The 14,921-nt window shown below is 52.3% G+C and carries 11 protein-coding genes; 5 read left to right on the forward strand and 6 right to left on the reverse strand.

Features of this window, described 5'->3' with window-relative positions; all coding sequences use genetic code 11:
• The first annotated feature begins 222 nt into the window (after positions 1–222).
• The 5 genes from EQV24_RS18965 (at position 223) to cysE (ending at position 3,334) form a co-directional block, all read left to right on the forward strand.
• Positions 223–654 (forward strand): rhodanese-like domain-containing protein, encoded by a 432-nt coding sequence (locus tag EQV24_RS18965; protein WP_013094920.1) that lies wholly within the window; start codon positions 223–225, stop codon positions 652–654.
• A gap of 11 nt (positions 655–665) precedes the next feature.
• The gene (gene grxC, locus EQV24_RS18970; protein WP_010426371.1) at positions 666–917 is read left to right on the forward strand and encodes a glutaredoxin 3; all 252 of its coding nucleotides are present in this window, start codon (positions 666–668) and stop codon (positions 915–917) included.
• A gap of 33 nt (positions 918–950) precedes the next feature.
• Positions 951–1,418 carry a protein-export chaperone SecB gene (secB, locus tag EQV24_RS18975; protein WP_003860835.1) on the forward strand — a complete coding sequence of 156 codons (468 nt, stop codon included), beginning with the start codon at positions 951–953 and terminating at the stop codon, positions 1,416–1,418.
• The gene (gene gpsA, locus EQV24_RS18980) at positions 1,418–2,437 is read left to right on the forward strand and encodes an NAD(P)H-dependent glycerol-3-phosphate dehydrogenase (protein ID WP_020686508.1); all 1,020 of its coding nucleotides are present in this window, start codon (positions 1,418–1,420) and stop codon (positions 2,435–2,437) included. Before secB ends, gpsA begins: the two co-directional genes overlap by 1 nt.
• Before the next feature lie 75 nt (positions 2,438–2,512).
• The gene (cysE, locus tag EQV24_RS18985) at positions 2,513–3,334 is read left to right on the forward strand and encodes a serine O-acetyltransferase (RefSeq protein WP_013094922.1); all 822 of its coding nucleotides are present in this window, start codon (positions 2,513–2,515) and stop codon (positions 3,332–3,334) included.
• On the opposite strand, the gene trmL is transcribed toward cysE, so the two are convergent.
• From trmL to EQV24_RS19015, 6 genes are all read right to left on the reverse strand, one after another.
• A complete protein-coding gene (gene trmL, locus EQV24_RS18990; protein WP_130626931.1) occupies positions 3,331–3,804 on the reverse strand; it encodes a tRNA (uridine(34)/cytosine(34)/5-carboxymethylaminomethyluridine(34)-2'-O)-methyltransferase TrmL in 474 nt (157 codons plus the stop codon). The two genes, cysE and trmL, sit on opposite strands and share 4 nt — an antisense overlap.
• Positions 3,805–3,849: 45 nt before the next feature.
• Positions 3,850–5,190: an aromatic acid/H+ symport family MFS transporter gene (locus EQV24_RS18995; protein ID WP_020686509.1), complete on the reverse strand. Its 1,341-nt coding sequence runs from the start codon at positions 5,188–5,190 to the stop codon at positions 3,850–3,852.
• Positions 5,191–5,371: 181 nt separating this feature from the next.
• Positions 5,372–6,559 (reverse strand): FMN-dependent L-lactate dehydrogenase LldD, encoded by a 1,188-nt coding sequence (gene lldD, locus EQV24_RS19000; protein WP_130626932.1) that lies wholly within the window; start codon positions 6,557–6,559, stop codon positions 5,372–5,374.
• Positions 6,556–7,329: a transcriptional regulator LldR gene (gene lldR / locus EQV24_RS19005; RefSeq protein WP_130626933.1), complete on the reverse strand. Its 774-nt coding sequence runs from the start codon at positions 7,327–7,329 to the stop codon at positions 6,556–6,558. Before lldR ends, lldD begins: the two co-directional genes overlap by 4 nt.
• Positions 7,326–8,981 (reverse strand): L-lactate permease, encoded by a 1,656-nt coding sequence (gene lldP / locus EQV24_RS19010; RefSeq protein WP_023621174.1) that lies wholly within the window; start codon positions 8,979–8,981, stop codon positions 7,326–7,328. The genes lldR and lldP overlap by 4 nt, the downstream gene beginning before the upstream one ends.
• 277 nt (positions 8,982–9,258) lie before the next feature.
• Positions 9,259–14,823 carry a DUF3320 domain-containing protein gene (locus EQV24_RS19015; protein WP_130626934.1) on the reverse strand — a complete coding sequence of 1,855 codons (5,565 nt, stop codon included), beginning with the start codon at positions 14,821–14,823 and terminating at the stop codon, positions 9,259–9,261.
• Positions 14,824–14,921: the final 98 nt, after the last annotated feature.

Raw genomic sequence — 14,921 nt, forward strand, 5'->3', positions numbered from 1 at the left:
AAAATTTGCGTAATTTTACTACAGCTGAATCGTTCAAATAGCCGCAGAAGATCAAAGAAAGGGCAGGGGCAAGATGCTTCTCCGACCATTTTGAGGCATTTTTTTAGGTGGCATGCCGCAGAAAATGGATTAGCTTAGGGTCGCTGGCTGTATTTGCCACAACGCACAGGTATACTCCTGTCCTGGTTTTTTTAATCACTAAGTCGGGAGTAGTTACCCTCCATGCAAGAAATTATGCAATTCGTTAGCCGCCATCCGGTTCTGAGCATCGCGTGGATTGGCCTGCTGGCCGCTGTGCTGTTCACCACATTTAAGGGCCTGACGTCTAAGATTAAGGTTATCACCCGTGGTGAAGCGACGCGTCTGATTAACAAAGAAGATGCCGTCGTGGTCGATCTGCGTCAGCGTGACGATTTCCGCAAAGGGCACATTGCAGGCGCTATCAACCTGCTGCCAGCTGAAATCAAAGCCAACAACGTGGGCGAGCTTGAGAAGCATAAAGCCCAGCCGATTATCGTTGTTGACGGTACCGGCATGCAGGCGCAGGAATCTGCTAGCCTGCTTCATAAAGCAGGCTTCGAAAACGTCTCTGTACTGAAAGAAGGCATTTCCGGCTGGAGCGGAGAAAACCTTCCTTTGGTGCGCGGTAAATAAGGAGTTCAGTGATGGCCAATATCGAGATCTACACCAAAGCGACCTGCCCGTTCTGTCACCGTGCGAAAGCGCTGCTGAACAGCAAAGGCGTAACGTTCCAGGAACTGCCGATCGATGGTGACGCGATAAAACGCGAAGAGATGATTCAACGTAGTGGTCGCACGACGGTTCCGCAGATTTTTATTGATGCGCAGCACATTGGCGGCTGTGATGACTTGTATGCGCTCGACGCCCGTGGTGGACTCGATCCCCTGCTGAGCTAAGAGACTTTAGGACAATTTAAAAAGGGTTTTTCCATGTCAGAACAAAACAACACCGAAATGACTTTCCAGATCCAGCGTATCTACACCAAGGATGTCTCTTTCGAAGCGCCAAATGCGCCACATGTTTTCCAGAAAGATTGGCAGCCAGAGGTTAAACTTGATCTGGATACCGCATCAACCCAGCTGGCTGATGACGTGTATGAAGTCGTACTGCGTGTGACCGTGACCGCCTCTCTGGGCGAAGAAACTGCATTCCTGTGTGAAGTACAGCAGGGCGGTATCTTCTCCATCGGCGGTATTGAAGGCAACCAGATGGCGCATTGCCTGGGTGCATACTGCCCGAACATCCTGTTCCCGTATGCGCGTGAATGCATCACCAGCCTGGTTTCTCGCGGTACATTCCCGCAACTGAACCTTGCGCCAGTTAACTTTGATGCGCTGTTCATGAACTATCTGCAGCAGCAGGCTGGCGAAGGTGCTGAACAACATCAGGATGCCTGATGAGCACTGTTAATGCGTCAATGACTGTGATCGGTGCCGGCTCTTACGGCACCGCTCTTGCCATCACGCTGGCAAGAAATGGTCACGAGGTGGTCCTGTGGGGCCACGACCCAAAACATATCGCAACGCTGCAGCACGACCGCTGCAACGTGGCGTTCCTTCCTGACGTTCCGTTCCCTGACTCCCTGCACCTGGAAAGCGACCTTGCGACCGCGCTGGCAGCCAGCCGCAATATTTTGATTGTGGTGCCGAGCCATGTGTTTGGCGACGTGCTACAGCAGATTAAGCCGCTGATGCGCCCGGATGCACGCATTGTGTGGGCAACGAAGGGGCTGGAAGCCGAAACCGGTCGTCTGTTGCAGGACGTTGCCCGCGAAGTGCTGGGTACCGAGATCCCGCTGGCGGTTATCTCCGGCCCAACGTTTGCCAAAGAGCTGGCCGCAGGCCTGCCAACGGCAATCTCGCTGGCCTCCACGGATCCTGTTTTTGCGGACGATCTTCAGCACCTGCTGCACTGCGGCAAGAGTTTCCGCGTCTACAGCAACCCCGATTTTATCGGCGTGCAGCTGGGCGGTGCGGTGAAGAACGTCATCGCCATTGGCGCCGGGATGTCCGACGGCATTGGCTTTGGTGCCAATGCACGTACTGCGCTGATTACCCGTGGGTTAACCGAGATGTCCCGTCTCGGGGCGGCACTGGGTGCCGATCCGGCCACCTTTATGGGGATGGCGGGTTTAGGCGATCTGGTGCTGACCTGTACCGACAACCAGTCGCGTAACCGCCGCTTTGGCATGATGCTCGGTCAGGGCATGGATGTAAAAGGCGCGCAGGAGAAGATTGGTCAGGTAGTTGAAGGCTACCGCAATACCAAAGAAGTCCGCGAATTGGCGCACCGTTTTGGTGTCGAAATGCCAATAACCGAGGAAATTTATCAGGTATTGTATTGCGGAAAAAATGCGCGCGAGGCAGCATTGACCTTATTAGGTCGTGCGCGCAAGGACGAGCGCAGCAGTAACTAGTCGGAACCATTGTCACCTGAATGACCCAGCCAGCGCAGAACTGGCTGGTCATTATACTATCGTCTGGAGTAAGCAATGCCGTGTGAAGAACTGGATATCGTCTGGAATAATATTAAAGCCGAAGCCCGGGCGTTGGCCGACTGTGAGCCGATGCTGGCCAGTTTCTACCATGCAACGTTACTCAAGCACGAAAACCTCGGTAGTGCCCTGAGCTATATGCTCGCCAACAAGCTGGCGTCTTCAATCATGCCCGCCATCGCCATTCGTGAAGTGGTGGAAGAGGCCTACGCCGCAGACCCGGAAATGATCGCCTCTGCCGCCTGTGATATTCAGGCCGTGCGCACGCGTGATCCGGCGGTCGATAAATATTCTACGCCGCTGCTGTACCTGAAGGGTTTTCATGCCTTACAGGCGTACCGCATCGGCCACTGGTTATGGAAGGAAGGCCGCCGCGCGCTGGCAATTTTCCTGCAAAACCAGGTTTCTGTTACCTTCCAGGTTGATATTCACCCGGCGGCCAAAATTGGCCGGGGGATCATGCTCGACCATGCCACCGGGATTGTTGTCGGTGAGACGGCGGTCATTGAAGATGACGTGTCGATCCTGCAGTCGGTTACCCTGGGCGGTACCGGCAAAACCAGCGGCGATCGCCATCCGAAAATTCGTGAAGGGGTGATGATTGGCGCGGGTGCCAAAATCCTCGGCAATATCGAAGTGGGCCGCGGCGCGAAAATCGGCGCGGGCTCTGTGGTGCTGCAGCCCGTGCCGCCGCACACCACCGCCGCTGGCGTACCGGCGCGCATCGTCGGTAAGCCAGACAGTGATAAACCATCGATGGACATGGATCAGCACTTCAACGGTATTCACCATACGTTTGAGTATGGTGACGGCATTTAACTTCTGAGAATGGCGCCCGGATACCCCAGTTGGCGCCAGGCTTCATACACCACCACGGACACGGCGTTCGACAGGTTCATGCTGCGGCTGTCCGGCATCATCGGAATACGGATTTTCTGCTCAGCGGGCAGGGCGTCCAGAATCGTAGCCGGCAGGCCGCGGGTTTCCGGGCCAAACATCAGATATTCGCCTGCCTGGTAGCTCACGGCGCTGTGCGCGGGCGTGCCTTTGGTCGTCAGGGCAAACATGCGCTCTGGCTTTTCGCTTTCCAGAAACGCGGCGTAATCATGATGGCGAACCACCGCGGTAAATTCATGATAATCCAGCCCCGCACGACGCAGGCGTTTATCATCCCACGTAAAGCCCATCGGCTCGATAATATGCAGGCGAAACCCGGTGTTGGCGCACAGGCGGATAATGTTGCCGGTATTAGGCGGAATTTCTGGTTCGAATAAAACGATGTTAAGCATGCTGCCCCCTTAATTGCGGGGGCAGCATAGCAGAAATGACGGGCACTACGCGACGCCGGGTTCCTGTGGGCGGCAGCGCAGCATTTTATAGACGGTGGCACCTGCAGCCACCAGCGCGGGCAGGCTGAGGATCATCAATATACTGTCTGCCTGCCACTGCATGGAGAGAAGCTGCGCGCTGGTCATGGTACCCGCCACGCCACCAAAACGGCCAATTCCCTGCATCCACGCGATACCCGTCGCGCGGCATTCTGTTGGGTAGAAGGTGGCGGCCAAAGTTTGCATCCCTGATTGCGCGCCGTTCATGGCGATCCCCATCAGGAAAATCAATCCGCCAAACAGGGCGATGTGATTATGCTCCATGCCGAGCAGCAGGATGAGCGCCATGGTCAGCATAAACCCACCTGCCACCACCCTGTGCGCCTCCCAGCGGTCCATCATCCACCCGGCGAGAAGAATGCCTGCGGTACCGCCGAAGGTGAACAGCGAGGTGAGCCAGGCAGATTCCGCCAGCGGATAACCCATCCCCAGCATCAACGTCGGCATCCAGCTCAGCAGGACGTAATAAATCACCAGCCCCATAAAGTAGGTCACCCACAGCATCAGGGTGCCGGGCAGCCAGGGCATAGAAAACAGCTGTGCCACGCTCCCTTTCTTAGACGCGACCCGCTCCTCCGCCAGGAAAAAGCCGGTCACGCCATCCAGCGTGCCGCGGGCGAAGCGGCTGGCGATACGGCGGATCTGCATCACGTCTCTTCCACGCTGAACCAGAAACTTCACCGACTCCGGCAAAAATAGCGCCAGCAGCAGCGTCAGGATCAGCGGGGCAATTGCGCCGGTCAGCAGTACGCTTCGCCAGCCGTGGTGAGGAATCAGCCAGGAGGAGATTGCCCCACCCCCCGCCGCGCCCAGAGGAAAACCGCAGTACATGGTATTGATCGCCATGGCGCGACAGCGCTTAGGGGCAAACTCTGAGATCAGCGTGATGGCATTAGGCATTGCCGCACCCAAACCCAGGCCGGTGAGAAATCGCCACAGCGTCAGGGTGTTCAGGGTTTGCGCCCAGGCGGCGCCCAGGCTTGCAAGACCAAAGAATAAACACGAAAAGACCAGCACGCGCTTGCGGCCCATCCGGTCCGATACCGGACCTGCGATCAGCGCACCCAGCGACAGTCCCAACAGCGCGGCACTCAGTACCGGCCCCAGATCCTGTTTGTGGATCCCCCATTCTGCCGAGAGTGTCGGGGCAATGTAGCCCATTGCCGCTGTATCGAAACCATCGATTGCCAGCACCAGAAAGCCCAGCACAATGAGTAGCCAGTGAAACCATGAAAAGGAACTGTCGTCGATTACCTGCTGAATATCCACCTTACCTGAATAGGCCATACGCTCCTCTCTGATGTGATGTTGTTTTTGTGTTCTTGTATTTGCTTGTCTATACAATTGCGTGTGGCGGGGGATGTCAAATATTCTTATCTAATATGTTGTATAGATGTTATTTACGACACAAAAACGCGTCCGATGGAGGAGATCGGACGCGTGAGTAAGGTTGGTTAAGCGGAGGGGATCAGGCCGCGTCTCCGTGGGTAAGCGGTGCCAGTGCCGCAGGGATATTGCTCAGCTCCTGCACCAGAGAATCCTTGCTGATCTCGCCGATTGTTTTCGCCCCGGTGAGAGTCATTGCAACCTTCATCTCTTTCTCAATCAGGTTAAGCAGGTTTGCTACCCCTGCCTGGCCGCTGGTGGCCAGCGCGTAAAGGTAAGCGCGTCCCAGCAGTACGCTGTCGGCACCCAGCGCAATCATACGCACCACATCCAGCCCGTTACGAATACCGCTGTCGGCGAGGATAGCGATGTCGCCTTTAACCGCATCCGCAATTGCCGGAAGGGCGCGTGCGGATGAGAGCACGCCATCGAGCTGACGTCCGCCGTGGTTCGAGACCACTATCCCGTCTGCGCCAAAACGCACCGCGTCGCGGGCGTCGTCCGGGTCGAGGATCCCTTTGATCACCATTGGGCCGTCCCAGAATTCGCGGATCCACTCCAGGTCTTTCCAGGAGATGGACGGATCGAAATTGTTCGCCAGCCAGCCGATATAATCTTCCAGCCCGGTAGGCTTACCGAGATAAGCCGAGATGTTACCCAGATCGTGTGGACGGCCATTCAGGCCCACGTCCCACGCCCACTGCGGATGTGTTACCGCCTGCCAGTAACGACGCATAGCAGCGTTCGGGCCGCTCATGCCGGAGTGGGCATCACGGTAGCGCGCGCCGGGGGTGGGCATATCAACGGTAAAGACCAGCGTGGAACAGCCCGCCGCTTTGGCGCGCTCCAGCGCGTTACGCATAAAGCCGCGATCGCGCAGGACGTACAGCTGGAACCACATCGGGCGTTTGATGGTCGGGGCCACCTCTTCAATCGGGCAGACAGACACGGTGGAAAGGGTAAACGGAATGCCTTTGGCATCCGCCGCCGCAGCGGCCTGCACTTCACCGCGACGGGCGTACATGCCACACAGCCCGACCGGGGCAAGCGCTACCGGCATGGAGAGCGTTTCGTTAAACAGTTTCGTCTCAAGGCTCAGATCCGACATATTCTTCAGCACGCGCTGACGCAGAGCCACCTCCGACAGATCTTCCACGTTACGGCGCAGGGTATATTCGGCATAGGCCCCGCCGTCGATATAGTGGAACAGGAACGGCGGCAAAATACGCTGCGCCGCGGCGCGGTAGTCACTGGCTGCTGAAATAATCATGCTTCGTTCTCCCTGGATATATCACTGTCGCCAGGCAGACGGGTAATACGCGCCTGTCGGGCCTGATCTTCATCAAATCGTTTAATGGTGGTGTGGACGAAGCCCAGATGCGCCATCATCGCCTTGCGTGCGGCCTCGGCATCACCGGCCAGAATGGCGTTGAGCACCGCCTCGTGCTGTTCGGTCAGTTGAGCAAAGACCGGCGGGACCAGATACATGCGCTGGCGGCTCTGCTTCACGGAGGATTGCAGCAGGTCGAAAAAACCGCGCATGGTCTGGAGCAGCACCACGTTGTGTGATGCCTCGGCAATCGCCAGGTGAAAGCGGACATCCGCCTGCGAAGCGATATCCGGGTCGCTGCTTTGCGTGGCGTCGAAGCAGGCCCTGAGCTTCTCTCTGTCGGCTTCGGTTGCTCGCATGGCCGCATGCCAGGCGGTACTGGTTTCGATGGCGTGACGGGCTTCGAGGATGTCGAAGCTGTAGTCCGGGTCATTCTCCATCAGGGTTTTGAGCGGCTGGACGATGTTTTGCTCGGACCAGTCGTCATGTTGCCAGCGCACAAAGGTGCCGCCGCCGCGACGGCTTACCAGTACCCCTTCGCTGACCAGCGTCGCCAGCGCTTCACGCAGGGAATTGCGCGACACGCCAAGCTGGGCGGCGAGTTGACGTTCAGCGGGCAATTTCATGCCCGCTTCCAGCTGTTGTTCTTCAATCAGCGCCCGCACGCGAGAGGCAATCTCGTCGGACAGGCGTCTGGGCATGACTATCATGGGATCATCCAGGTTAAGACATAGGCCTGCAGGGTGGTGATCACCCCAACCATGCAGGTGAATATCAGGCTGTGTTTCACGGTAAAACGGAACAGGTCGGACTCTTTACCCACCAGCCCTACCGCCGCACAGGCAATGGCGATGGACTGCGGAGAGATCATCTTCCCGGTCACGCCGCCGGTGGTATTCGCGGCCACCAGCAGCACGTCAGAGACGCCAATCTGCTGAGCCGCCGTCGCCTGCAGGGCGGCGAACAGGGCGTTAGACGAGGTATCTGAACCGGTCAGGAACACCCCCAGCCAGCCGAGGAACGGCGAGAAGAAGGTGAAGGCGTGGCCGGTATGGGCCAGCGCCAGTGCCAGCGTTGATGACAGGCCGGAGTAGTTCGAGATAAACGCGAACGCCAGCACCATGCCGATGGAGTAGATCGGCAGCATCAATTCTTTAATGGTCGCCGCAAAGGTCTGTACCGCGGCGGCCGGCTTCATGCGCAGCCACACCACAGAAAGGAGTGCGGCAAACAGGATGGCCGTGCCGGTGGCGGAGAACCAGTCAAACTTAAATACTGCCGCGTACGGCGTGGCGTCGTGCACCACTGGCGGCATACGGGCGACCATCTTGTCGAGGAACGGCACGGAGATGTTAATCACCATGTCGTACAGCGCACCGCCCGGGGCAAACAGGGCCTTAAACGGCGGGATGCTCCACAGCGTTACGGTGGCGGTCAGGAACAGGAACGGTGACCAGGCGCGAACGATCTGCCCGGCGGTATAGCCCGTGCGGGCGAGCGTCTGATCCACGTGCGACGCGCCCATATCGGCAAAGCGGAAGATGCGCACAGGCTGCCAGCGTTTCAGGAACAGCGTCAGACAGACCAGCGACACCAGGGAAGAGATAATGTCCGGCAGCTCCGGGCCAAGGAAGTTCGAGCTGAGATACTGGGCAATCGCGAACGAACCGCCCGCCACCATCACCGCAGGCCAGGTCTCCTTCACGCCGCGCCAGCCGTCCATAATCGCCATGATCCAGAACAGCACGATAATGGTCAGGAACGGCAACTGGCGGCCAACCATCTGACCAATCTCGAAGCTGTCCAGGCCAGTCACCTGGCCTGCGACCAGAATCGGAATACCCATCGCGCCAAACGCCACCGGCGCGGTGTTGACGATCAGGCAAAGACCGGCGGCATAGAGCGGATTAAAGCCCAGCCCGACCAGCAGCGCGGCGGTGATTGCCACCGGCGCACCAAACCCTGCCGCCCCTTCCAGAAACGCCCCGAAGGAGAAGCCGACAATCAGCATCTGCAGGCGCTGGTCCGGCGTGATGGAGAGAATCGACGAGCGAATGATGTCGAACTGCCCGGTTTTGACTGAGATTTTATAGACAAACACTGCGGCGATGATGATCCACGCAATCGGCCACAGGCCGTAGAAGAAACCGTAGACAACGGATGCCAGCGCGCGATCGATCGGCATTTTGTAGAAGAACAGTGCCACCAGCAACGCGATGGCGACGGTGTACGTCGCGGCGAGGTAGCCCTTCAGCTTGAGCTTAATCAGCGCAAAGAAGAAGAACAGGATCGGCAGCGATGCGATCAGGCTAGACAGCCAGATATTTCCGGCCGGGTCGTAGTTTTGTTGCCAGAGGCTCATGCAGGTCTCCTGGGGACCAGACAGCCTATGCTGCGGGTGAGTCTCCGCTCATCTCTGCGTCACAGTCTGTGTAAAAGTGGTCCTGCCAATATTGTGTGTAGGGGTAATGACAACAAATGGTTAACCAGATGTTATGGGCTGGCAATGGTTTTGTGAGCGGAAATAATGGATTTGTGAACCAGGGAAGAAAGAAAGGGGGATTGGTTGGGCCAATTTTGAAGCGGGGCCCTATCGGGTGATAGTGGGCCCCGTAAATGCGTTTCTAGAATATCAGTAATTAAATAGCCTTCTGAGCAGAAGAGGCGTCTCCGATAACAATCAAACCATCTTGTTGCTTAAGGCGGTTATCTTTAATTTCCTGCTCAATGACTTCGGATATTACCTTTCTAAGGAGGCTACTGGTTGATTTAAAACCAAGCATCCTTGAGACGGATGTAATGATTTCATCTTCAGTTGCTCCCAAGCTTGCGCTAACGATGTCAAAGACACCTGAAGCGATTTCTATAGGTGCGATCAGTTCTGGTTTACGTACGCCTGCAGACAAGACGTGCTGTCTGTTGCGGATTCGAATTGCTACTTCTTTATGTATGAAAAATTCTTGCTCCTTATAAATCTTACCTCTCTTGCAGGCAATTTGAGCAGCCTGGCTAACAACACTTTCTATCCGTGCACCAGCTCGCTGCAACCCCCATGCTGAGCGCAGACGAGTGATTACTTCATTCAAATGGATAGGCGATTCTGTGAAGACTATTTTTTCAACCATGTCAGCAAGTATGCCGGTTGGTGTTTCATGTAAAGCATAGGAAAGATTGGCTTCGGGTTGTGCTTCTTCATAAATGATAGACTGGTCATTAGCGGAATCAGTTCTATCAAGACCAATCTCAACAACGTCTTCTCGTTCAACAGTGACGATATCAACTGGAACGGCTCGGGAACGCCCGTATGTGTGTTCTGCTCTGTTATTCAGTTCTCTTTTTGCATTCTCAATAGCGTAAATAACTTTTTGCAATTGTTCCTCAGGTCTTTGGAACCAATCAGTACTCCAGATTCTGTGGATGATCCATCCATGATCTTCCAGAACGGCTTGACGTAAGCGATCACGCTCTCTGGCAGAACGAGAGGAATGATAAGCGCTGCCATCACATTCAATCCCGAGAAGATAACGGCCAGGTAGATCAGGATCGGCAATTGCCAGATCGATGAAGAAGCCAGCAATTCCGACTTGTGGGTGCACCTGATAGCCCCGCTTCTGAAGTGCTGAGGCGACTTGTTCTTCAAATACGCTATCCATCGGACGCCCTGAAACAGTGGACATTGATAAACGTCCTGTACGTGCATATTGAAGGAAGAGTTTGAACGCCAATACGCCAACACCTTTCGCGCGCTCAAGATCAATATCTTCATCGGTGATCGATGCAAAAACCTCACATCGGCGTTTTGCACGGCTAATCAGCACATTAAGCCGTCGCTCACCGCCTTGCGAACCCAGAGGGCCGAATCGCATTGCCAGATAACCTTGTTTATTACGCGCATAGCCTACAGAGATCATGATGACATCACGTTCGTCACCTTGAATGTTTTCCAGGTTTTTAATGAAGAATGGCTCGGCAGGATGAGAATTAAAGAAATCTTCATATTGAGGATTTAAACGGCGGAGAATCTCTAATTCATCCTGGATAGCTTTACGTTGTGAGACAGAGAATGTTGCGACTCCCAGTGACATTTCAGGATTTTGCTGTACATGCTCAAGAATGGCGGTAGCAATTCTTTTAGTCTCAATAGGGTTGGCATTACCTGCACCTGATTCGAAAACACCGTTTTCCACAAAATGGAATCGCAAGCCCATTCCAGCCTCTTCGGTATATGGGCTTGGGACTATAAATAATTTATTTTCGTAGAACTGGCTATTAGAAACCGCAATAAGTGACTGGTGTCGACTGCGGTAATGCCAGCGAAGCATTCGTTGTGGCAAGCCTCTGGCAACAAACAATCCGAGTATACTTTCGATATCTCCTACTTGTGTTGAATCTTCATCCCCATCATCGTTACTGGCTTCAGTCATACGAGAGAAAAAGCTGGTTGGTGGCAGTTGTCTTTCGTCGCCGACAACAACAACTTGCTGACACCGCGCAATTGCGCCTATGGCATCGACAGGCTGAATCTGGCTTGCTTCATCCATCACAAGCAAATCAAATTTTTGCTTACCGGGGATCAAGAATTGTGCGACAGAAAGAGGACTCATCATCATAACCGGTTTGATTGCTTGAATTGCTGGGCCCGCTTTAAGCATCAGTTGGCGAATGGGCATATGGCCTCTTTTTCTCGCCATTTCAGCGCGCAGCACTCCAACTGGACCTGCCGCTCCAATTTTTGAAGGAATACGGCGATGGTGTGCCCGAGCGACCTCAATACTTGAGCTCTTTATGCGGCGTAGATCCATTTCGGAAAAGTGCTGCACTTTTCGGTTATGAAGATCACCGTCAAAGCGGGAAAGGGAAGGTGTCTCTTTAGCCATCAAACTGAACAGTGATTCATAATAGGTATATTCGACCGAGCTAAAACAAGTGGATAATGGTAAGCGCCCATTCTCAAGTCGTTCTACCACTTCTGACAGTCCCAGTTTATTTGCCTGATTGCGTCGGTGTTGCCAGGCAACCCATTTAGACAATTGTTCGGCATTTTCAATCCATGAGGTTAGTTTGTTCAGGACGCTATCGATACGTAAATGCTGATTATCTAAATGGAAGAATTCGTCGGTGGATGATCCGAGTTCGTCTGTAAGATTATCAAGTGCGTCGATGATAGAGACACGTGCCGCTGACAGTTGATTAGCGGAATTGAGTAACTCATCACGATTGTTTATGGTCGCGCAAATGAAGCGTAAGTCACCGTTTTTTTCCATCCATGTATAATCGCTAACGAGATTGCGCCAGTTCGATCGCGTGCCCAGCCAGGCACTGCCCAATGCAGCGCTACCCAATTCGGATTGGGATTCAATAGCCTTTTTCTGGTATTGCAGCGCTATAATATTTTTAACCAGTGTCAGGCGTTCACCGGGCCGATCTGACGGATCTTTAAACACCTGATGTGATGTTGAATCTATACGAATGAGTTTTTGAGACAGAGTTTCAACATAGCTTAATGGGACACGCTTAATAGAATAATGATTATCAAACCAGGATTCTGCAGTTGCGCCAAACGCTTTCCAAATTTGTTTCAGTTCGACGCTAGCTTGATTAAGGAGTTGTTCTAGTTTCTGACTAAGGTGTCTCAATGTTTCACGATCAGACAGTTGGCTCGCAAGTACACGTGCTTCTGAGCCAACATCTTTAAGCGTTGCCATCCATTCTACTAAAGCTTTCAAAGCACTACTGTTACTATTTTCACCACGCCAGTGTGAGCCAAATGCGCTATGACCAAACTCGCTCGCGTTGGTGATATTTTTTCGTAGCGCTTGCGCCTGAATAACGTTATCCAATAGCTCGATTTGCTGGTGAATAGGTTGATTTGTATCTCGAATAAGAGAACGGGCAAGTGCACGTGAACGGCGCCATTCACTGTTAAATATTTTGAATAGACCCGTATGTATCGCGAGGTTATGGCGAATTTGAGTCAGTTCGGTATCCCAAATGGTCTCCGAAACATGGGGATCGATCTTCTGACGCAAAGAATGTAAATTGGCGATTGAATTGACCAACTCTCTGGCTTGTTCGACACCATGTTCCCATACAGAAGCGACAAAGGCTTGTGGGCTTGCATCAGGGGCATCGGCTACACGTATACTGAGTTCAATCAGATTTTTGATTTCCTGAGATGAACGGTACAGAGATTCCGTACCTAGCTCTTTCGTCAGATGGGATACTGTTAATTGAATTTGGGGTAGTAGTGGTAGTAATACTCTGGCGGCTGAGAAGGCATCAGGCAAAAGATCTTCCGGGATTGTTTCCAGCTCATCTCGAAATTCAAGAAGAGGGGTATCAAACTGTTCGTCATGAAGCAGGTGTTTGATTTCTTCTAATTTACTCTGATACGTTACACCCTGCTCAATTAGACTTTTTATCTCATAAAGAGAGTGCGACCAGACAGGATTTACTAATGCAGACTCCTCATACTCAGGTGCCTGATGTATGAGGTTAGCAATCTTAACAATTTTGTCAGCCTCGTTGAAAAGTACGGGATCAGGTGTTATCCCGATTTCTACAGCCAAAGGCACTATAGTGCTTTGAAAGTCATGTACTTTTTGCAACAACGTAGTGATTTTTGGCTTCAGGCGATCAAGTTCACCTGGCAAAACGGATTCTCGTTTTACGCCATTCCAGGGATGATTATGGGGTAGCCCAATATCTTCAACTCTTTCAATAAGTTCTTTAACGAGATCCAGTCGTTTTATCAGATCGTTATTGCTCCATTCATCGAAGCCATGAAGACTAAAGTCCGTAGGTGTTTGCCCATTTTGGCGCAACCGTACCAATTGCCCAATAACCTGATAAGGGGTCAAACCCGAAGGGGTGTAGACTTTGTGTAGGCGTGCTGGGTGTGCATTTAGGGAATCACGGGCTTCGGTTAAGTTCTCAATCAATTCATCAGGAAATTCACCGCGTGGAGAACCTAAATCCCAAACTCGCTTCAACTCTTCGAGCAAAATTCGTTTATTGGCCTTGTTACTGTGAAGTTCTAAACAAGCATCTCCTACCCCTGTTTGGTCTAAACGCCGTTTAACCACTTCAAGGGCTGCCATTTTTTCTGCAACAAAGAGTACCGTTTTTCCATCGGCAATTGCGGATGCAATAATATTGGCTATAGTTTGCGACTTACCCGTCCCCGGTGGCCCTTGTATAACGAGGTTTCTACCTTTTCTTACTTCATGAATCGCTAGTGTCTGGGAGCTATCACTATCCATAATATGAAGCATATCTTTTGGCGTGATAATGGGATCTATAGGGCTATCTTCTGGAAGGAGTCCATCGCTTTCATCGAACCCTTCTTCCATAAGTGCTCGAATGAGATGTTTTGATGTAATAGCTTCATCATCTGGCCAGTTGGCAGGATCAAGATCACGATACATCAAAAATTTAGAAAACGAGAACAAACCAAGAATTATGTCATTGGTCTTAACTTCCCAATCCGTTTTCAATGCTATTGATTGTTGTACGGCCTCAAAGTAACCACTTACGTTAATTTCATCATCATCAGATTGCATTACCGGTAAGGTGATCTGGTGTACGCGTTCAAGGAAGGCTTCAAGAGAGAGGTTAGGGATGATGTCTTCTGAGCGTGCTTTTAATTTAAATCTTTCTCCAGCACTACCGCGTTCCAGACTGACTGGCACCAGTATTAATGGGGCATAACGGACATTTTCTTTATTGGCGGGATCTATCCATTTCAATGTTCCCAAGGCCAGGAAAAGAATGTTTGCGCCTTGCTCCTCTTCAAGAGTTTTGGAGTCATGGTACAAATCGAGTAATCGAGTCTGCAGCCCTTTAGGTGTTAAACGAGTCTGAAGTTTGGTATCAAGATGTTGAGATTTTATTTCAGCATCTGACTCATCAAATTGATAAATAAAAGATTTTTCTTCTGAAAGACTCTCTTCGGTCTCTTGGTCATCTTCTTTTCCTGATTTACCATGCAAAAAGGTGAATGTCCTTTTTTCATTAAAGAGAAGGTTGTAGACCAGCTCAGAACGTTCATCAATCACTTCCAGGAAACGTGTATTCTTCGATCGCGGAATGTTGAGTAAACGGTTCCTTGCCCCTAAATCCAGAAGTTCAGCCCGGGCTTTTTCAAGTTTTTGTTCTAAAGAAAGGGTGCTGTTTTGAAAGGTTGAGCTCTCAGTAGAATTCATAAAATTTATAACCTAATGCAATGACATACCATCATGCCAAAGAAAATATATTATATTTCAATGACGTGCCGTGTGTATTAGTTAGATCGAAAGAAATG

It is taken from the genome of Enterobacter sp. A8 (assembly GCF_004296595.1).
In the GTDB taxonomy this organism is placed as follows: Bacteria; Pseudomonadota; Gammaproteobacteria; order Enterobacterales; family Enterobacteriaceae; genus Enterobacter; species Enterobacter cloacae.